Consider the following 19642-nt stretch of genomic DNA (forward strand, 5'->3'; position numbering starts at 1 on the left):
CTTCTTCCAGGTCTTCCGTGTCGGTGGTCAGCTCGTCGCTGGTCGTGGGCACCCCTGCACCCGCCCAGCGCTCGCCGCGCGAGCTCGCCTGAGGAGGCTCTCGAGACGCTGCAAGAGCTGACCCGGTGGCTCTCCTCCGCCGTCGCCCTCGAGCGCCTCGCGGTACCAGCGCCCCACCAGGCACAGCTCGTACAGGTGCACGGCCGGCGCCTCGATGCGCGGCCGCCCCTGCGCGGCATACGCGTCCAGGAGGCGTGTCAGGCCATGGTCGGCCTGGAACGGCCTCGCGCGCCCGCGCGTGACGATGGCCATGTCGTACGCGGGGTCGCCTCGGGTCGCGACCTCCCAGTCGATGACGGCGCAGGGCTGCTCCCAGTGAAGGAGGATGTTCTGCCCCAGGAGATCCCCGTGGACGAGCGTCGAGGGCTCTTCCTCCGGCAGGTGATCGAGCGCCCACCGCTCCACCTCGCGGAGCTCGGAAAGTCCGTCGAAGACCGCGATCTCCGAGAGGGCGTGCGCGCGCCGCGTGGCGTGCCCCCCGAGGTCGGGGATGTCGCCCACGTCGACGGCGTGCACCGCCGCGGCGACGCGCGCGACGACCTCCCAGGGCGCCACGCCGGGCTGGCGGCCGGCGCGTACGTCGAGCGGGACCCCTTCGAGGTAGGAGCGAACCGCCACGTCGACCCCCTCCACGGGGACGATCGCCATCAATGTCGGCACGCGGACCACGCGCGTGCAGGCGGCGACCCGTTCGAGGAGCGCGCCCTCGCGTTGCCAGCTCGCGCGCGTCCGCGGAACGCTGCCCCTCGCGGGCACGGACGCCGCATACGCCCCGGAGCGGCCGTCCGGATCCGGAACCAGCTCGACGTGAGCCGCATAGACTTCGTTCGAGAGGCCGTGACCCACCTTGACCACGCGATCGATCCGGGGCCTCCCGAGGCCCGAGAAGGCGGCCTCGAGGGCTCGCTTCGCGCGCGCCCATCCCGCCCCGGCGTAGCGAGCAGCCATCTCACGCAACCTCCGCGATATCGATCGCATCCCCGATGCGCGCAGCGAGTTGCGCGCGCCGCCCGCGAGCCGTCGAGAAGCAACCGGTCGGCCCGAGGACAACGCCAGAGGAGAAGCGACGCTCGTCGTGCAACGAGAGGAAGACGACCATGACCCACGCCACGCTATCGCACCAGCGAAGGCCGAAGTAGCCCTCCGGTGCATGAGGACGCCGCACTCCCGCCGATCGGCGAGGGACGCACCGAGCCGCGCCCCATGCATGGGGATTCATTCCGATATGAGCTCATGGTTTCTCAGACTTCTTTCCGGAACGTTCAGCGCTCGAATGGAGTTTTGGCACGTTCCTTTGGGAAAATTATCCTGTTCGACGTAATGCGATGAGGCTCAGGCGCCTTCGGGCGATACTGTCTCATCACCTCGCCTGTAGCAGCGCGGATCGCGTACCCTGCGCCGCGATGAGAAAGGTCGGTCGCAACGATCCCTGCCCGTGCGGGAGCGGGCGCAAGCACAAGAAGTGCTGTCTCGGGAACGGAGGCGGGGCGCCGTACACGCGCGCCGATCGTCAAGCCGCGCTGCAAAGGGTCCTCTTCTCGGCGCATCCCGACGACATCGACGATGCCAGGAGGAGGTTCTTGGGCAAGCACGCCCCGCTCCTCGATCGGTGGAGGGACGACGTTGTCGTGGAGATGGCCGAGGTCGCATTCCAGTTCTGGCTCATCTTCGACGTCGTCACGTTCCGCGAAGGGGCGACGCTCGCCGAGGAGATCCTCCAGAGTCACCACGATCTCGGCCACGGCGAGCGCAGGTACCTGGAGATGGGTCGCGCGAGCTCCATGCGACTCTACGAGGTGGTCCACGTCGTGCCCGGAGCGGGCGTCACCCTGCGCGACGCGCTCCACGGCGGCGAGGTGCGCGTGCGCGAGCGGTCCGCGTCACGCGCGCTCCATACCTGGGATCTCGTCGCCGCGCGCGTGATGCCGAAGGGCGCCTCCGGCGAGCCGGAGATAGACGGCGGCCTCTTCCCGATCCAGAGCCGGCTGCGGGAGCGGCTGGTGGAGCAGCTCACGGCGCTGAGCGCCGACCTCGACGAGGCCGCGCTGCGCGAGGCGCGCGTGCCCATGTTCTTCGACGCCTGGATCGGCCCCGGTCTGCCGCAGCTCGTGAACTGTCACCGAGCACCAGGACGTCGAGCAGGCCGTGCTCGCGGACCCGCGAGGCGAAGCAGGCGGCACGCCCGCGGCGGCGCCCGAAGCGCTGCGCCAGGCCGCGGTGCAGATGCTCCAGCAGCATTACGAGAAGTGGCTCGACGAGCCGGTGCCGGCGCTCGACGGGCTCACGCCGCGCGCAGCCGCATCGGCGGACGGGCTGCGGCCGCGCGTCGCCGAGCTCGTCGAGGGACTCGAGCGCCTGTACGAGCGCGCCCTGGCGGAGGGGGCAGCCGCGTTCGACCCGACATGGATGTGGGAAGAGCTGGGGATCGAGGACCTCGCGCGCGGCCGATCGCGCAAGCAAGCGGCGCCGCGGTTGCCCCACGAGATCATCGCGGATCTCGCGCCCGATCTCGTGGAGGTCGCCGCGGACATCGGCGAGCGAGCGCGGAGGACGTCCCGCGACGATCTGACGCGCACGATCGAGCGCCAGGAGGTCGAGAGCGATCTCGGCTTCCGCCGCCTCCGGCGCGACCTGGCTCAAGACGCCGAGGGCGGCGTCGCCGCGGAGCCCGATGCCACGGACGGGCGCGCGATCGTCGCCTCGTGGGTCGAGAGCCTCTCGAATTTCGAGCTCCACCTGCGCAAGGTCTTCTGGGTCGACGAGGGGCTCGCGTGGATGCTCGGCGCCACGGCGCTCGACGTCATCGGCGAGGCGCTGCGCCCGCCGTTCACGAGCTTCGCGCTCGTCTTCACCGACCGCTACGCGCTCGGGCTCGCGGAGCGCCTGCTCGCGGAGGACCCGTCGGCGCGCCTCCGCGGCCGGATCCTCTCGGTGCTCACCGTCTACGTCACGGCCACGGCGGACGGCGCGGGGCCCATGGACCTGCGCCTCGCGTTCGGGGCCGACGCCCGCGATGGCGGATGGCCCGAGCTCGTCGTGCGCGAGCTCTCGGTGCGACAGGACACCCGGATCGTCGATCTCCTGAGGACCCTCTCGCCCGGCGACGAGCCCGACGAGGAGGTCGAGACCCTCATCGCCTCACCGCCGCTCCGCGGCCTGGTCGGCCTCGTGATCAACGCGATCCTCTACGCGACGAGCGCCGACGCGGACGCCGTCCCCGGCGACCCGCGCGGCGACGACGCGCCCCCGCCGCGCCGCCGCCGCGGTGGCGCGATCCCGCCCACGGACGGCATCTTCCGCCTCCCCGGCAAGATCGACGTCACCTCGCTGAAGCAGCTCAAGCGCGTGCGCCGCGGCGCATCCGATGTACAGGCGATCCGGCGTTGCATGGTCCGGGGCCACTGGCGCCGCGCGGGGCGGAGCTGGAAGGACGCGAACCCGCGATGGATCAAGCCGTACTGGCGAGGACCGAGCGCGGCGGCGATCGTCGAGCGGGAGTACCGGCTGAGCTGCGCCCCAGGGGCGGACACATGAGTGACGACGCCCGCGCCGCCCGCCCGCCGCGCCCGGCGGAGCGCCCGCTCGAGGACGGCATACGCTACGGCCCGGAGCCGTGGCGCGAGATCGAGGGCGTCTGTTTCTGCCACTGGGACCGGTGGCTCCTCCGGCTCGCGCTGACCGAGCCGCGCGGCCTCGACGGGATGGCACGCGAGTTCCGCGCCCGCGCGGCGAGCCGGCGCGTCAGCAGCGACGGGGCCGAGGCGATGCTCGCGCAGGTCGCCGACCTCCGCGGCCGGCTCGCGCGGCTCGCGCGGACCCCGGAGGAGGTCCTCGACGCAGAGGAGCGGGCGAGCGAGTGGCTGCTGAAGAAGGCCTTCAAGCGCGTATGGCACGCGGGCCCGAACCGCCGCACGGACGCGATGCGCAACACGCCTCGCCGGCGGCTTGAGGCGCGCGCTCTCCGCGGCAACTGGCCGCTGTTGCCGGTGTCGCCTGCGCGCTTCGAGCGCGAGCTCCGTGAGCTTGCCGGCGTCGATGGCTATTACGATCACCGCGCCACGGACCTGCTCGCGTTCCTCGTCGAGAACCGCATCGACGTCCTCCTCGTGACGGCCGTGTCCGATTTCGATCGCATGGCGCTGCACCGGGGAGCGATGACAGCCGTCATCGAGATGATGGAGCAGGTCGACGATTCCTTCGCACGGATGAGCGAGGTGTTCAGGGCGAGCGAGCGCGCATATCTCGATCTCGCTCGCGCCCATGCCGGGCTCCACGGCGTCCTGCGCGACCTCCTGGAGCTCGCCGTGTGGGAGGATTACGGGTTGATCTGCCGGGTCGAGGCCTTTCTGGGCGCGCTCCCGGAGGAGCACGCGGACCTCGCCGTCCGTGAGCTGGCCGCGATCATCGCAGAGCTGCGGCGGGAGCGCCTGGACTACCAGCTCGCGCGCGCGCTCATGCTCCGCCGGGCAGTGCTGGCCCCCTGGGGATAAACCGAGCGTCTCACCTGGCGCGCTATCACGGCGCGACGAGGGGAATCTGCGTCTCCAGCGGATCGATCCCCCGCAGCACCGCGGCCCCGTGCGGGCCGGCGCGGCGGCAGCCTTCCTCGACCGAGAGGCCGTGGGCGAGGAAGAACGTGAGCGCTCCCGCGAAGCTGTCGCCGGCGCCATAGTCGCCGACGACCCTGGCGGGCGCGGGCGGCGCGTCCACGAGCGTCGTGCCCCCGTCGCGGAGGACGCGCACCGGGCGCGGCCCATCGGTGAGCACCAGCGCGCCGGGGCGCGGATCATACGCGTCGATCGGCGCGTTCTCGCGCGGGTCCTCGACGCTGCCGATGACCACCTCGGGCGCGACCGCCGCGGCCCGGAGCGCCGCGCTCCTGCGGGCGGTCACCACGAGCCGGCGCGCGGCGCGCGCGAGGCGCAGGCTCTCGGGATCGGCGCCGGTGAAGTACACGGCGTCGCAGTCGGCGAGGATCGACCAGGGGAGGGGATCGGTCGCCGCGGGCTGGAGCGGGCTCCCGGTGACGACGATGGTGCGACGCCCGTCGCCGTCGACGACGATCACGACGCGCGGGTGGGCCACGCCGCGCCGCGCCGCGTGGATGTGGACGCGCTCGTTCGCGGCCCGGATGCGCTCCTCGACGGCCCGCGCCGCCTCGTCGCGCCCGAGCGCCGTGAACAGGTGGACCTCGGCGTCGCTCCGGCAGAGCTGCGCGAAGGCGACGCCGCCGCCCCCGCCGGGCAGGAAGCGCGTGTCTTGCAGGTGGACGATGTCGCCCGATCTCGGGATGCCCTCGGTGCGTCCGAGCGTCACGTGCTCCACGTGGCCCACAACGGCGATGCGCGTCGTCGTCATGCGGCTCGACATAGCATGGCCACGCGGCGCGCAACCCGGCGACGCCCCCTGTCAGACGCCTCCACGGCCCCGGTTCGAGCGCGTCAGACGCGAGCCGCCCGGAGCTCCTTCTCTCGCGTGTCGACCCCGAGCAGCCGGTTGACGGGGCACACGCGGGTGATGGCGCTCTCCACGATCAGCGCTCCGGCGACGAGCGCCACGATCCCTCCCGGCCGGCCTCGAAGGCCGCCGAGCGCCGTGGCGCCGAGGCCCATGAGCAGCGGGCCGGCGACGAAGCGTGCCGTTCGATCCAGCGTGCCGACGTTCTCTTGCATGCGTCCTCCTCGCTCCGGTTCTGCTCATGTCGAGCGATCCATGGGGCTCGTCAAGGCTCGGTCGCACGCGCTCGAGCCCCGCGGTCCGGCCGTCAAGCGCCCTGCGGCCGCGGAGACGACCGCTCACCGGAGGAGCGCGACGCCGGCGCCGCAGCCCTGCCGCGAGCACGCCGAGGGCGGCCGCGAGCGCCACGCCGGCGCCTCCCGCGCGGGGCTGCACCTGACAGCCCCCTTCCTCGCCCGTCGCGCCGCCTCCCGCGCTGCCGGCCGTCGCGCCGCCTCCGGCTGCGCCGCCTCCGGTCGCGCCACCGCTCCCCGCGCCGCTGCTCCCCGCGCCGCCTGCCTGCGCGCACGGCGAGCCCGCAGGCCACGCGAGCGGATTCTCCGAATAGGCCGCGAGCCGCGCGCGCATGTCCGCCGCCGTCCCGCCGGCCGTCGAGCCGGGCGGCGGGACGGCGCCGTATGGCCCGGAAGCCCGGAAATCGTCGGGATCGCCGCTCCCGAGCAGCTCGAACATCACGCCGCCGAGCCCCGCCGCCGCGAAGCGCTCGAGCATCTTCCTGTCGCCGGAGAAGAGGTGCCAGTCCGTGGTCCCGATCCGCTCCTGCCAGGAGAGGAAGGGGACTCCGGCGCTCGACGTGACCGCCTCGAGCCAGCTCAGGTTCGCCTGCAAGAGCGACTCGTCCCACGGCTCCCACCACACAGCGTCGTCGACGTTGAGGTGGAAGTTCTCGCCCACGAGCACGTCCCATTCCCCCATGGACGAGTAAAAGCCGGTCACGACCTCGGGACGCGCGCCCACGCGGAAGTTGGACGCGTGCCATCCGAGGCGCACCGAGGGCGCGTGCTGATCGCGGAGCTTCACGAGCGCCTGCCCGAGCCCGCCCGCGTGATCCGGGAACCCGGCCACGTCGGGGTGCCCCGAGCTCGCCACGGCGACCGGCACCGACGTCGCGTCGGCGTTCCCCTCGACGCCCATGGCCCACATCATGAAACCCCACGAGTCCGGCTCTACGTGCACGAGCACAGGCACGCCCGCCATCGCCGAGGTCCGGAGCACGAGGACGAAATTGTCGAAGTACTCGCGCATCCGATCCCGGTCCCCCAGCACCTTCTGCACGACGTCGGGCTCGCTCCCGGCGACGCCGGCGCGCTGGCCGATCTGGAGGAGTTGATAGAAGGTGAACACCGGCATCGCTCCCAGCGAACTCGCGAGCTCGATCTTCGAGAGCAGATAGCTCTGCACGTCGGGCTCCGGATCGTCGGTCGGAAGGACGTAGAGGTAGAGGAATCTCCAGTCGACCCCGTGCTCCTGCGCGGCGACCGCCGGCCAGTCGCCGGCCGCGGAGAAGCTGGATACACCCACGCCCAGCGTCGGCCCGAGATCGTTACAGAGTGCGTGCGCAGGCGCGGCGTGGGCGACCTCGGCGCAGAGCGACGCCGCGGCGAGCAATGGCAGGACGGCCGTGACCCTCATTCGAGATCCCCTCCAGGAAGGCGCTGCGCTGTCTGTCACTCCGGGCGATGCTGCTGCGCGCGGTAATCGCGGCGCCTCGACGTGGACGGGCGGCGGATGCGGCTGCTCGACGCCTGGGCCTTGGGCGCGTCGCTCGGGAGCAGGACGCGGGGGCGCCGCTGCAACGCGGGAGGCTCCTCGCCGCCCTCGGCCCGGAACTGCGCCACGCGCCGGTACAGCGTCGCGCGGCTGATCCCGAGCATCTCCGCGGCCTTGGTGACGCTCTGGCCGCAGGCGGCGAGCGCGCGCTCGATGGCCGCGCGCTCGATCTGGGCGAGCGGCGTCACCGCCGCGGACGCCGGGGTCCGCCGGACGTACTCGGGGAGATCCGCCGCGGTGATCTCGCCGCCTTCGCACGAGAGGATGCTGCGGTGCACGACGTTGAACAGCTCGCGCACGTTGCCCGGCCACGCGTAGGCCTCGAGCGCCTCGAGCGCGTCGCGCCGCACCCGCACGCTCCGGCCGCGCTCGAGCACGCCGAGCGCGTGGTCGACCAGGAGCGCGATGTCCTCCCGCCGGTCGCGCAGCGCCACGACCTCGATCGGGAACACGACCAGGCGGAAGTAGAGATCCTCGCGGAAACGGCCGCTCTCCACCGCCGCGCGCAGGTCCCGCTGGGTCGCGCACACGACGCGCACGTCGAGCGGGATCTCGGTCGACCCGCCGACGCGCCGGATCGCGCGCTGCTGGAGGGCGCGGAGGAGGCACGTCTGCGTCGAGAGGCTCATCTCGCCGAGCTCGTCGAGCAGCAGCGTCCCGTGGTTGGCCTGCTCGAAGCAGCCAGGGCGCGCGTGCGTCGCCCCGGTGAAGGAGCCGCGCTCGTGGCCGAAGAGCTCCGCCTCCTGGAGCGACTCCGGGATGGCAGCGCAGTTGATGGCCACGAACGGGCCGCCGGCGCGCGGACCGCGCTGGTGGATGGCCCGCGCCACCAGCTCCTTGCCCGTGCCGCTCTCCCCGAAGATGGCCACGGTCACGTCGCTCCGCGCCACCCGATCGATCTGCCGTGCGAGCGCCCGCATCGGCGCGCTCTCTCCAATCAGCTTGACCGGCTGCTCGGCCGTCCCCGAGGGCGACGCCGCCCGAGCCCCGGTCCGGGGCTCTTCCGCGTCATGTGGTCCCAGGTCCGAATCTGTCTGTGTGCGAGCCATTGTCGAGCAAGCCTCCTCGGCGACCGGACCCGGGCCGCGCCCGCCGTGCCGCCACCCTCGTACCCGCCAGAAGCGCGCCCCCCCTCCGCCCGGCCCAACCGCGTTGTCGGCTCGGCTGTGTCGATGCGACTCCACGCTCATGTCATCTCCCTGTGACTATAGCTGCCCTCGACACATCCGGTACGACGAGTTACGCAAGGCAGCAAAAATCAAGGCTCCCGGCGCCATCGCGCGTAAGGCGTTATGCGGCGCCTGCCGTGATCCACGCGGGAGAGCACATGAAGAATTCCCCTGGAAACAGGCATGAAACGGGGGCGCAAAAGGCCGTGTCGAGCGTCGTGCTAAGCGACATCGGCATGTCAACGGGAGAGGTCCGCCGTCGCGGCGCCGACGTCGGCGTAGATGTCGAAGACCTCGTGAAGGCGCATCGCCCTGGCCACGGCCTGGCCCTGCCGGCGCAGGGCGGCGAGCGCGATCCGCGCGCCGGCGGGCGCCTCCCGCCGCGTCATGAGGAGCACCGAGAGGCCGATCGGGTCGAAGGCCTCGACGGCGCCGAGATCGATGACGAACGCGCGCGCGCCGCGCGCCGCCGCGCCGAGCAGATCATCGCGCAGCCGCTCCGCGGCCGCCCGATCGAGGAGGCGGGACGTCGCGCTGACGGCGTGCACCCCGCTGTCTGCGGCGCCGTCCATCAACCCACCCTCCTCGGCGCGCAGCGCGCGCGGACGCGCCGCGCCGGGCGCTCGCGGAGGGACCCGAACATCATCGAACGAGGGCAGCGCATCGCGTCCTCCTGGACCAGGTTACAAGGAGCGTTGGCGAAGATGCTTGAAGACGCCGGTATTGTGGCGCCGCAATCGGAGATGGCCAGCGCCGCACGCGCGCTCGTCCGCCGGCGTCGCCGGGACTGCGCTCCCGCGCGCCCGGTACAGCGCCGGCCGGGCGGCGCTCGTGTCCTCGAGTCGCCGGGCGCGCTCATCGCGCTGGGACTCCTCTTCATCATCGTGGGGTGCAGTCGCACGCAGCCCGCGCCCAACCTGCTCGCGGAAGATCCCAATTTCCCTCCGCCGGCGAGGGTCGAGCCGAGCGGCGTGCCCGACGCGCCGCCGACTCCTTATGTGCTGCTCCCGGGCGACGTGCTCCACCTGCGGACAACCTCGGTCGATCCGCTGGACGTGCCGGAGGTGACCGTGGACGAGACCGGGCGCCTCCACGTGCCCCTCGCGGGCGACGTGGAGGTGGGCGGGCTCGATTTCCAGACGGCGGAGCGGCGCGTCGAGCGCGCGTTGCAGGCGTATGACCAGTTCGCGCGCGTGAGCCTCCAGGTGGTCCGCGCCACGGGGCACCGCGTGACCGTGGTCGGCGCGGTGGACAGGCCGGGCGCGTACGAGCTCAGGCCCGACGCGCGCGTCGCCGAGATCGTGGTGACGGCCGGCGGGCTCAAGACGTTCGACGAGGCGGGCGAGACGTACGACGCCGCCGACCTCGACGCCGCCCGCGTCGTCCGCGGCGGCGTGGCGCTGCCGATCAGCCTGAGCCGCGCGATGCAGGGCGACGCGCGGCACAACGTGCGGCTCCGCGCCGGCGATCTCGTGTTCGTGCCGTCGGCGCGGGGGCGGCGCGTGACCGTCCTCGGCGACGTGCGCGCGCCGCGGCTCGCGCCGTTCCGGTCCGGGATGCGCCTGACCGAGGCGCTGGCGCTCGCGGGCGGCACGACGAAGGACGCCGACAACGGCGACATCCGCGTCCTCCGCGGCCCGCTCTCCAGCCCGCGGGTCTACGTCGCCGACCTGAAGGCCCTCGTCGCGGGCCGCGGGGGCGACGTCGAGCTCGCCGCGGGCGACATCGTCTTCGTCACCGAGCACTGGTTCGCCACGACGACCGACGTGGTGAACCGCCTCGCCCCGGCGCTCGCCGCCATCGCCGTCCCCGTGACGCTGCTCAACAGGTGAGGGCGTGATGCGTCGCTCTCCGCGTGGATCCGGGCCGGTGCTGCGGTGGTCGCCTTGACGGCGCGGCCCTCGGGCCGGTCGGGCGAGCGGCGGGTGCTCGTCGAGCTGCTCGCCGGCGGCGGCAGGCAGGTCGCGGCGATGGTCGCGGGCCTCGTCGTCTACACGGTGATGGCCCGCTGGCTCAAGGCCGAGAAGCTCGGCGCCTGGTCGCTGCTCGGCACGATCAGCTTCCAGCTCGCGATCGCCGATCTCGGGCTCACCACGGCCGTCCAGCGCGCCGCGGTCGCGGCCGACGAGGCGCGCGCGCGCCGCGCCGTCGCGCTCGCGCTCGTCCCGCTCTGCACGCTCGGCCCGCTCGCGGCGGGCGCCTCGTACCTGTGGTTCCTCGGCGTCGGCGGGGGGTCGGCGGAGCTGCAGGCGGACATCTCGCGCGCGGCCGTGCTCGTGCTCCTCGGCGGCGTGGTCTCCGCGCTCGGCACGCCGTACCGCGGCTACATCATGGCCCGCGGCCGCGCGAACGCGGTCGCGTACGCGCGCACGGCGCAGGCCTTCACCCACCTCCTCGTCGTCGCCCTCGGCTTCGCGATCTCCGGGCGCACGCTGATGGTGCCCTCGGCCGGCCTGCTCCTCGCGAGCGTGATCGAGCTCGCGATCACGCTGCGCGTGGCGCGGTCGATCGACCCGCTCCTGCCGCTCCGGCCCGGGATCCCGCGCGACCGCGCCGAGATGTGGGGCGCGCTCCGCGAGGGCTCGGCGTCGCTCGTGATCAGCGTCTCGACGATGCTCGCCGTCCGCGTCGACGCGGTCGTCCTCTCGCGCGTGGCGCCGCTCGCGATCGTCGCGTCGTACGGCGTCGCGAGCCGCGCCGTCGAGATGATCTACATGCTCACGAAGCAGGCGACCGCCGTGCTCCAGCCGCGGCTCGGCGACCCCGCGCGGCGCGAGGGCGCGGTGCGCGTCGGCACCGGCGTCTTCTGCGGCGTCATCGCGGTGAGCATGGGCTCGATCGCGCTCAACGCGCAGCCGCTGCTCGTGGCCTGGGTCGGCGCCGTCGCCGACAACGACGTGACCGCGACGGTGCTCGCGATCCTCGCGCTCGCCTCGATCGTCACCGCGAGCGAGGAGATGGCCGGCGCCACGCTCACGCTGAGCGGGCGCACGGCGTGGGCGACGGCGGTGCCGGCCGCGATCGGCGCGGCGGTCAACCTGTCGATCTCGGTCCTCGGCTCGCCGCGGTACGGGATCTGGGCGGTCGCCGGGAGCACGGTCGTGGGGAGCCTCGTGAAGACGACGCTCGCGTGGATCAACGCGAGCCGGCTGCTCGGCTACGGCGCCCGCGACGTCGCGCGGGCGTTCGCGCCGCCGCTCGGCGGCGGGCTCGCCTCGCTCGCGACGTCGTGGGCGCTGCGCGGCCCGGCGCGCGCGGGCGCGCTCGCGAGCGCGGCGTCGTGCGCCGCCGCGGCGCTCGCGGGCGCGGTGATCTGCGGGGCGCTGCTCTGGTGGCTCAGCCTCCGGCCCGGCGCCGCGCCCGCGGGGGCGCCGGCGGGCGCGCCTGCGTCATGATCGGCGCGCGCTCGACCGCCGCGTCGGCGCCGGTGCCCCAGAACGCGCGCGTGTCGCCGACGTGATCGGGGAGCGCGACCAGCTCCGGGGCGACGCCGAGCAGCACGAAGCCGATGCCGTCGCTCCGGCCGAGGCGCGTCGCGATCCCGCCGAGATCGGGCCCCGATCGCTTGCCCGCCTCGACGAGCACCAGCACGCGCGCGGCCCGGCGCGCCGCGCGGCGCAGCGCGGGCAGCGCCTGATCGAACGCGAGCGCGCGGATCTGCGGCCCCGGCGGCGCGCCAGCCCCCGCCGGGCCGCGCGCGAGCCGCTCCAGCAGCGGGCCGACGTGCCGCGCCTCCACCTCACCGAAGCCGGCGACGAGCGTCGTGCCGGACGAGCCCCGCCACGCGTCGCCGAGGTCGGCCGCCAGGTCGTCGAGCGCCTCGGGGTCGCGCGGCCACGTCGACGTCGCCACCACGGGCCCGCGCCCCCAGAACGCGAGCTCCGTGCCCACGTGCGCGCGGAGGCCCCACACCGCGCGCGCCAGCGCCGCGAAGGTGGCGCCCAGGAGGCCGAGGAGCGGGACGACGATCGCGACCAGCGCGCGCCGTGACTTCACCGGGAACGTCGGCGCGCGCGCCGGCGAGAGCACGCGGAAGCCGACGCTCGGCGCGCGGATCGCGTCCTCCGTCCGCCCGAGCCGCTCCCTCCGCTCGGCGAGCTGCTGCTCCGCGAGGTGCAGCGCCGAGAGCAGCGCGGACGCCTCGCCCTCGATCTTCGACAGCCTGGCCACGAACGACTCCGCCGCCGCGGCCAGCTCCGCGTACGTCTGCCGCTTCTTCATCGCCGCGTCCCGCTGCGCCGCCGCGTGCGTGAGCCCCTCGCGCGCGGTCTCCCACTGCGGGTTGCGGCCCACGATGCGCCCCGCGGTCATCGGCGGCGGCGACTCCGCCACGCGCTGCTCCAGCGAGGCCACCTGGGCCTCCAGCGCCTGGACGCGCGGGTGCTCCGGCGCGAGCTGCGCCCTCAGCGCGACGAGATCGGCCCGCGCCTGCGCGAGCTTCTGCGAGTCCGGCAGGATCTCGCTCTCGGACAGCACCGCGGTCGGCGACTCCCTGGTGGCGACCTTGCGCAGCGACTCCAGCCGCGCCTCCTCGGCCTCCATCTCCACGCGCGCGAGCTCGCCCTCGGTGCGGATCCGCGCCGCCTGCTCGATCGCCGCCTGCGTCTCGCCCGGCAGGTCGGCGATGCCGTGCGCCGCGCGGAGCTCGTCGTACGCCTTGCGCGCCGCGGCGACAGCGTCGCGGGCCGCGGCGACCGCCTTCTGCTGGCTCTCTGCCTGCTCGCGCAGGCGCTCGCGCGCGTTCTCGAGGCGGTTCTCGAAGAACACCTCGACCACCGTGTCCGTGAGCCGCGCGGCGAGCTCGGGGGCCTCGGCCCTGGCCTTGATCGTGACGACCTTCGACTCGCTCGACGACACCGTGGACACGCGCTGCCCGATGACCTCGATCGGCGTCTGCAGGCGCAGGCGCTCGCGCACCTTCTCGAGGTTCTTCGGGATCTTCACGCTGTCGAGCACCGTCTGGAGCTCGTGCGCGGCCTCGTCGCGGCCCACCGCCTGCTCCCACACGAGCACGACGCCGGCCTCGAACTCCCGCTTCACGAGCGTCGCCGCGATCGCCGCGCCGGCCACGCCGGACAGGGCGGCGGCGAGCGCGAGCGCGCGCGCGCTCCGCCGCAGCGCCCGGAGGACGCGGGCCGGCTCGACCGGCGTCCCGGGGCGCGCCGGGTCCGGCGCGGCGCCGCTCGCGGACGGCGGCCTCGCCGCGCTCACGTGGGTGTCCTCGGGGTCGTACAGGCAGGGTACCTCGCGCCTTTCTTGCGTCGTCCTACGTCGTCAGGGGGTCATGGCGCCGCGACGGCGGCGTGAACACGCGGACGCGGGCGTCGCGCGCGTCGCGGCAGGTCCGGTAGAGGATCCCGGCGAACCGCGGATCGTCGACGAGGTACCGGCGCGCGAGCCGGCGCGGCTCCAGCGCGAGGCGGAAGAGCCACTCGAGCCCCGCGCGCGAGACCCAGCGCGGCGCGCGGGGCACCTGCCCGGCGAGGAAGTCGAGCCCCGCCCCGATGCTGAGCGCCACCGCCGGACGGATGTGCGCCGACGCGCGGTGGATCCACAGCTCGCCCTTCGGCGCGCCGAGGGCGACGAAGAGCAGGTGCGGCTCGGCCGCGCGGATCCGCGCCCAGACGGCCTCGTCCTCCGGCGCGGGGTCGATCGAGATCCTCGGCGCCTCGGCGCCCGCGACGAGGACGCCCAGCTCGCGGGCGGCCCTGTCGGCGACCGCGCGCGCCGCGCCCGGGCGGCCGCCGAGGAAGTAGACCCGGAGGCGCCGCGCCGCCGCGCGCCGGAGCAGCGGCCAGATGAGGTCGGAGCCCGAGATCTTCTCGGGCAGCCGCTCGCCGACGAGCGGCGAGGTCCACACGAGCGGCTGGCCGTCGACCAGCGAGAGGCTCGCGCCCGCGTACGCCTCGCGGAACGCGGGGTTTCGCTCGGCGATCACGACGTGGTCGACGTTCGGCGTGAACACGCGCCCGCCCTCGCCGGCGTCGACCAGGCGCTCGATCTCGTCGAGCGCGCCCTCGGCCGTGAGCGCGTCGACCCACACCCGACCGAAGCGCACGCGCGTCCGGGCGCGCGCCGCGCGGCCGCCCCTGTCCGATCCTGCCTCCGCTCCGTCCATGAAGCGCTCCCTGCTCATGATCCCCGGCGTCTCGTCGCCATCGCGTCGCGGCAGGCCTCGAGGAGCCCGTCGGCCGCCCTGTCCCAGCTCCGCGCGGCGGCGCGCGCGGGCCCCTCGCGCCGCGCGCGGGCGCGGTACGCCTCGTCGCCGAGCGCGCGCGAGAGCGCCTCGGCGATCGAGCGTTCGTCGAGCGGATCGCAGAGCGCGCCCAGATCGCCGACGACCTCGGGCAGCGCGCCGGTCCGCGAGGCCACGACCGGCCGCCCCGCCGCGAGGGCCTCGAGCGCCGGCAGGCCGAAGCCCTCGTAGAGGCCCACCATCGCGACGGCGTCGGCGCCCGCGACGAGGCCGGGGACCGCGTCGTCGGGGAGATAGCCGAGGAGCTTCACCTCGCGATCGAGGCCGAGCCGCGCGATCTCGGCCCGGAGCAGCGGCTCGGCGCCCCAGTCGGCGCCGGCGAGCGCGAGCGCGTGCGAGGCGCGCGCCGCGCTGGCGGCGAAGGCGTGGAGCAGGCGGAGGAGGTTCTTGCCCGGGTGCTCGAGGCGCCCGAGGTAGAGGACGTAGGGGCGGTCCACGCCGACGCGGCGGCGCGCGTCGCGCACGCGCGGGTCGTCGCCCGCGGCCGGGGTGAAGCGCTCGTGGTCGACGCCGTTCGGGATCACCCGCACCGAGCCGGGCGGCCGGCCGAGCGCCCGCTCCACGTCGACGCGCGTGGCGTCGCTCACGGCGACGAGGACGTCCGCCGTGGCGAGCGCGCCGACGACGACGTGCCGCCCGTACGCCATGCGGAGCGGGTCGTACCGTCGCTTCACGCGCAGCGGCGCGAGGTCGTGGACCACGGCGACGGTGGGGATCGGCGAGCGCAGGGTCGCCCTCCGGTGCGCCGCCGGCAGGAGCAGCACGTCGGCGCCCGCGCGCGCGGCGGCGCGGCCGGCTGCGCCGAGGTGCCAGAGCGCGTTGAGCGCCGCCGGGCGCCACGCGTCGCGCGTGACCACCCGCTCGGCGCCGCCGAGGTGGGCGGAGTAGGCGTCGAGATCCGCGCGCCGCCCGAGCGCGATCGTCGCCCCCCCGGCCTGCTCGACTCGGCGCCTGAGCCGGGGGAGCACGGCGTTCAGATAGGCACTCAGACCGGAGAGGCCGAGATCCGTGCCGCCCGTCGCGATCGCGAGGTTCATCATGCGAGCGTCTGGCATGTTTAGCACGGCGCCGGAGGGCGCCAAGGAGAGAGAGGGTAAATGAACACGTGAGCTCGCGCCGAACGTGTCGTGCTCGCGATGAGAGGAAGGGAGCGGCCTCGCGCCGGGGGAGTGGTCATTTGCTTCGGGGGATGGGTGAAATGCCGGCGAAACCTGCGCGACATCAACGGTGTGTCATGAACGATGTACCATCGTGAAGCGTTCGCGGGCTGGCGGTCTCCCGTCTCCTGTCTGCGTGCTCGTGACAATCATGATCGAGGAGAACAGCGCTCTCGAGTCATCCGAAGACCTCCCAGGACGCCGAGCAGGTTGAAGCCCTGATAAAACGAACCACAGAGGGCACAGAGGGCACAGAGTTTTTTGTTGTTCCTCTGTGTCCTCTGTGCCTCTGTGGTTCAAATCTCTCCATTTCTGGGCGCTTCAAGTTGATAGGCGCTCTGGAGAATAGAGACGGCTTTTGATCTCGAAGACAGAGCGCGCACGCGCACGGGGACGCAGACGGGAGAGGGGGACCGGAGAGCGTCGGTATCTCCTGCGGTGAGCGCTCACGTGCCACGAACGATTCGCCATGAACGACGCGCGGAACCCCGATTCACCCCACATGCCCGACCTCATCGACGTCGTCGTCCGCTGTCACGACGAGATGCCCCTCACGCAGCGCACGCTCGAGGCGCTCGCGCGCCAGGAGGCGCCCCGAGCGCGGGTGCTCTTCATCGACTCCGGCTCCACGGACGGCTCACGCGAGGCCGCGCTCCAGGCGGGCGTCGAGGTCCTCGACTGGGCGCCGGGAACGTACATGCCCGGCGCCGTCCTCAACACCGGCATGGATCGGACCCGGTCCGCGGTGGTGGCGTTCGTCAACGCCGACGCGGTCCCGCGCGGGCGGGACGCCCTCGGGCGTCTGCTCGCCCCGCTGCTCCGCGGCGGCGCGACAGCGGCAGTCTACGGGCGCCAGGTCCCTCGCCCGGCCGCGGACGCGCTCACGCAGGCCGACCACGCGCGGGCCTTCCCGGCCTCGGGGACGCTCGCCGTCCGGAGGGGAACGTTCTTCTCGATGGCGGCCTCCGCGATCCGCCGGGACGTCTGGGAGCGCCTGCCTTTCGACGAAAGCCTGCGCTACTCGGAGGACGTCGACTGGATCCGCCGGGCGGGAGCGCTCGGCTGGACCGTCGCGTACGCGCCCGACGCGGCGTTCGAGCACTCGCACGACTACGACGTCCGCGGCAGCTTCCAGCGCCGCCGCGGCGAGGGCGCCGCCGACACGCTGATCCACCGGCTCGGCGAGCCCTCGTGGCTCTCCGACCTCGCGCGCCCTCTGGCCGGCAGCCTGGTCCGCGACGCCCTCGCCGGCGTCGCCTCCCCGCGCGGGATCGCGACCCGGGTGGCCCAGGCGACAGGGTACTTCGCCGGGCGGCGGCGGGCGGCGCGCGCCGAGGAAGAGGCAGGCCGGACGTGACCGCCGCGGCCGCTGCGCCCGCCCTCACGCCGGCGTCCGCCGCCGCGCCGGCGTCCGCCGCCGCGCCGGCGCCGCCCCGCCCCGGCGCGCCCCGCTACACCCTGTGCGGCGACCCCCGCGCCGAGATGGCCATCGCGCGCGACCTCGCGTCGATCGCCACCTCCACCGAGGAGCTGCTCGGTCCGCGCCTGCGCGGCCTGCTCCTGCTCGGCGGCTACGCGCGCGGCGAGGGCGGCGTGGTCGAGCGGGCAGGGGAGCTCGGGCCGTTCAACGACTACGACCTCGTCGTCGTCGTGCGCGGCCGCGCGGCGGCCTCCCGCGAGCGGCTGCGCGCGCACGGGCACGCCTGGACGCGGCGCCTCGGCGTCGACGTCGACCTCCTGCCGCTCGCCGAGGACGACCTGCCCCGCCTCCCGCCGACGCTCTTCTGGCTCGACGCCGCGCTCGGCGGCGCGCGCGTCGTGCTCGGGCCCGACGCGCTCGCCGACCGGCTGCCGCGGCGCTCCCCGCGCCGCGTGTCGCTCGACGAGTGCGGCCGGCTCCTCATGAACCGGGCCGCCGGCCTCGCCCTCTCGAACCTCGAGCCCGCCCGCGGGAACGAGGACCGGATCGCGCGCCACGGCCACAAGGCGGCCTTCGCGTGCGGCGACGTGCGCCTGCTCGCGTGCGACCGCTACCGCCCGCGCCACGTCGAGAAGCTCGCCGAGCTCGAGCGGCTCAAGGGCTGCCCGGCCGTGGGCGCCGACCTCGCGGCGGCGTACCGCGACGCCGTCGCCTTCCGGACGCGGCCCGACCGGTGGCGCCCGCCCGGCGGCGACCTCGCCGCGTGGTACGCGCGCCTCCGCGCCCTCATCGCCCGGTGGCACCTCGATCACGAGGCGTGGCGCGCCGGCGCGCCGGCCGACCCGCTGGCGTTCGCGACCTTCCGCGGGCGCCTGTTCCGCGCGCTCCCCGACGTTCGCCCGGGGGCGGCCCCGCTCGCCGCCGCGCGCGCGGCGTGGCGCGGCGCCGCGCCGCTGCTCCCCTACGTCGGCCACCCGCGCGAGCGCCTGGCGCGCGTCGCGGTCGCGCTCGCCTACGCCCCCGACGACCCTGCGTCGCGCGCGGCCGCCGAGCGCCTCCTCGGCGTGCCCGCGGGCGCCCCCGACGCCGTGCTCCGCGAGCGCCTGCTGGCCCTCGTGCAGCGAGGAGGTTGATTGGCCGCCCATCGAGACAGGGTGCTCGTGGCCTTCGTCGACGCGCTCGGCCCGTCGCAGCTCGCGCGCTTCGAGGGCGCGCTCCCCTCGCTCCCGCACCGGCGCGCGCTCGAGGGCGTCCTCGGCTACTCCTCGGGCGCGCTCGCCACCGTGCTCACCGGCGCGCCCCCGGCCGTGCACGGGCGGATGTGCCTCTTCACCGCGCGCGCGCCGGGCGCGCCGGGCCTCCTCGACCCGCTCCGGTGGCTCGGCCTGCTCCCGCGGATCGTCCACGAGCGCGCCGCCGTGCGCCGCTGGCTGTCGCGGGCGCTCGCCCGCGCCGCCGGGCTCACCGGGTACGTCGCGCTCCATCGCGTCCCGCCCGAGGCCTTCCGCTGGCTCGACCTCCCCGAGCGCGAGGACCTCTTCCAGGCGCGCGACGTGGGCGGCGCGCGGACCTTCCTGTCCGACGCCCGCGCCGCCGGCATCTCCGTCTACGCGGCGCCCTGGCAGCTCGCAGAGCCCGCCCGATGGGAGCACGCGCACGGCGCGATCCGGCGGCAGCGCCCCGACCTCGCGTTCCTCTACGCGGCCGAGCTCGACGCCACCCTGCACGCGGGCGGCGGCGGGACCGACGCCGCCGCCGCGGTGATGCGCCGCATCGGCGCCCACATCGAGCGCGCGCGCGAGGAGATGGGCCGGGGCGGCGCGCGCGTCACGACGCTCGTCGTCGGCGACCACGGCATGGCCGACGTGCACACCTTCATCGACCCGCGCGGCGTCGTGGCCCGCCTCGCGCGCCTCGCGTCGGTCCGGGTCTTCGTCGACAGCACCATGCTCCGGCTCTGGGGCGACGACGCCGCCCTCGAGCGCGCGCGCCGCCTCGTCGAGGGCGCCGGCTTCCCCGGCCGCTTCCTCGACCTCGCCGCCCTCGAGGCGCGGCGGGCCCCGACGGGCGGCGCCGCCTACGGCCGCGCCATGTTCCTCCTCGACGAGGGCGCCATCTTCGCGCCGAGCTACGTCGGCGGCCGCGTGAACGGCATGCATGGCTACGATCTGGGCACGCCCTCGTCGCGCGCCGCGCTCGCCTCCGACGCCCCGCTCCCGGAGGGCGTCTCCGCCATCGCCGACGTCGCGCCGCTCGTCCGGCGGCGCCTCGGGCTCGCCGCGTGAGGGGGCCC

The 19642-nt window shown here is 74.6% G+C and carries 16 protein-coding genes and 1 pseudogene; 8 read left to right on the forward strand and 9 right to left on the reverse strand.

Going from position 1 to position 19642, the window contains the following annotated elements; translation table 11 throughout:
* Positions 1–27: 27 nt before the first annotated feature.
* Together WME76_RS12840 and WME76_RS12845 are read right to left on the reverse strand one after the other, a co-directional pair.
* Positions 28–1008: a phosphotransferase family protein gene (locus WME76_RS12840; RefSeq protein ID WP_437960416.1), complete on the reverse strand. Its 981-nt coding sequence runs from the start codon at positions 1006–1008 to the stop codon at positions 28–30.
* A 1-nt stretch (position 1009) separates the two neighbouring features.
* Positions 1010–1159, reverse strand: coding sequence for a hypothetical protein (locus WME76_RS12845; protein WP_437960417.1), 150 nt, complete (start codon positions 1157–1159; stop codon positions 1010–1012).
* 304 nt (positions 1160–1463) lie between these two features.
* Between WME76_RS12845 and WME76_RS12850 the strand changes: the two are divergent.
* The 3 genes and pseudogenes from WME76_RS12850 to WME76_RS12860 all read left to right on the forward strand — a co-directional run.
* Positions 1464–1508, forward strand: a pseudogene (locus WME76_RS12850) (SEC-C metal-binding domain-containing protein); the annotation flags it as partial.
* 697 nt (positions 1509–2205) lie between these two features.
* Positions 2206–3594 carry a hypothetical protein gene (locus WME76_RS12855; protein WP_437960418.1) on the forward strand — a complete coding sequence of 463 codons (1389 nt, stop codon included), beginning with the start codon at positions 2206–2208 and terminating at the stop codon, positions 3592–3594.
* On the forward strand, positions 3591–4550 hold the full coding sequence (locus WME76_RS12860) for a hypothetical protein (RefSeq protein ID WP_437962253.1): 960 nt from the start codon (positions 3591–3593) through the stop codon (positions 4548–4550). The genes WME76_RS12855 and WME76_RS12860 overlap by 4 nt, the downstream gene beginning before the upstream one ends.
* A gap of 25 nt (positions 4551–4575) precedes the next feature.
* Here the strand turns inward: WME76_RS12860 and WME76_RS12865 are convergent, their stop codons facing one another.
* From WME76_RS12865 to WME76_RS12880, 4 genes are all read right to left on the reverse strand, one after another.
* Positions 4576–5418, reverse strand: a complete 843-nt coding sequence (locus WME76_RS12865; RefSeq protein ID WP_437960419.1) for a PfkB family carbohydrate kinase — start codon at positions 5416–5418, stop codon at positions 4576–4578.
* A gap of 51 nt (positions 5419–5469) precedes the next feature.
* The gene (locus WME76_RS12870; protein WP_437960420.1) at positions 5470–7209 is read right to left on the reverse strand and encodes a hypothetical protein; all 1740 of its coding nucleotides are present in this window, start codon (positions 7207–7209) and stop codon (positions 5470–5472) included.
* A gap of 35 nt (positions 7210–7244) precedes the next feature.
* Entirely contained in the window at positions 7245–8537 is a 1293-nt protein-coding gene (locus tag WME76_RS12875) for a sigma-54 interaction domain-containing protein (RefSeq protein WP_437960421.1), read from the reverse strand.
* Between the two features lie 218 nt (positions 8538–8755).
* On the reverse strand, positions 8756–9088 hold the full coding sequence (locus WME76_RS12880; protein WP_437960422.1) for an STAS domain-containing protein: 333 nt from the start codon (positions 9086–9088) through the stop codon (positions 8756–8758).
* A gap of 171 nt (positions 9089–9259) precedes the next feature.
* Here WME76_RS12880 and WME76_RS12885 point away from each other — a divergent pair, with 171 nt between their 5' ends.
* Both WME76_RS12885 and WME76_RS12890 read left to right on the forward strand, forming a co-directional pair.
* Entirely contained in the window at positions 9260–10348 is a 1089-nt protein-coding gene (locus WME76_RS12885) for an SLBB domain-containing protein (protein ID WP_437960423.1), read from the forward strand.
* Between the two features lie 54 nt (positions 10349–10402).
* Entirely contained in the window at positions 10403–11911 is a 1509-nt protein-coding gene (locus WME76_RS12890; RefSeq protein WP_437960424.1) for a lipopolysaccharide biosynthesis protein, read from the forward strand.
* On the opposite strand, the gene WME76_RS12895 is transcribed toward WME76_RS12890, so the two are convergent.
* Genes WME76_RS12895 through WME76_RS12905 form a run of 3 tightly spaced genes read right to left on the reverse strand, consistent with a single transcriptional unit; the run spans position 11853 to position 15812 of the window.
* Positions 11853–13727 carry a GumC family protein gene (locus WME76_RS12895; protein ID WP_437960425.1) on the reverse strand — a complete coding sequence of 625 codons (1875 nt, stop codon included), beginning with the start codon at positions 13725–13727 and terminating at the stop codon, positions 11853–11855. The genes WME76_RS12890 and WME76_RS12895 overlap by 59 nt on opposite strands.
* Positions 13728–13782: 55 nt before the next feature.
* Entirely contained in the window at positions 13783–14652 is an 870-nt protein-coding gene (locus WME76_RS12900; protein ID WP_437960426.1) for a WecB/TagA/CpsF family glycosyltransferase, read from the reverse strand.
* Positions 14649–15812, reverse strand: a complete 1164-nt coding sequence (locus WME76_RS12905; RefSeq protein ID WP_437960427.1) for a glycosyltransferase family 4 protein — start codon at positions 15810–15812, stop codon at positions 14649–14651. The genes WME76_RS12900 and WME76_RS12905 overlap by 4 nt, the downstream gene beginning before the upstream one ends.
* A gap of 586 nt (positions 15813–16398) precedes the next feature.
* On the opposite strand from WME76_RS12905, the gene WME76_RS12910 reads away from it, so the two are divergent.
* The 3 genes from WME76_RS12910 to WME76_RS12920 are packed head-to-tail and all read left to right on the forward strand — an operon-like array spanning position 16399 to position 19634.
* The gene (locus WME76_RS12910; protein ID WP_437960428.1) at positions 16399–17286 is read left to right on the forward strand and encodes a glycosyltransferase family 2 protein; all 888 of its coding nucleotides are present in this window, start codon (positions 16399–16401) and stop codon (positions 17284–17286) included.
* Complete coding sequence (locus WME76_RS12915) at positions 17283–18482, forward strand: hypothetical protein (protein ID WP_437960429.1); 1200 nt, start codon at positions 17283–17285, stop codon at positions 18480–18482. Before WME76_RS12910 ends, WME76_RS12915 begins: the two co-directional genes overlap by 4 nt.
* Complete coding sequence (locus WME76_RS12920; RefSeq protein ID WP_437960430.1) at positions 18483–19634, forward strand: alkaline phosphatase family protein; 1152 nt, start codon at positions 18483–18485, stop codon at positions 19632–19634.
* Positions 19635–19642 lie beyond the last annotated feature (8 nt).

This window comes from Sorangium sp. So ce119, assembly GCF_051524405.1.
Taxonomy (GTDB): Bacteria; Myxococcota_A; Polyangia; order Polyangiales; family Polyangiaceae; genus Sorangium; species Sorangium cellulosum_G.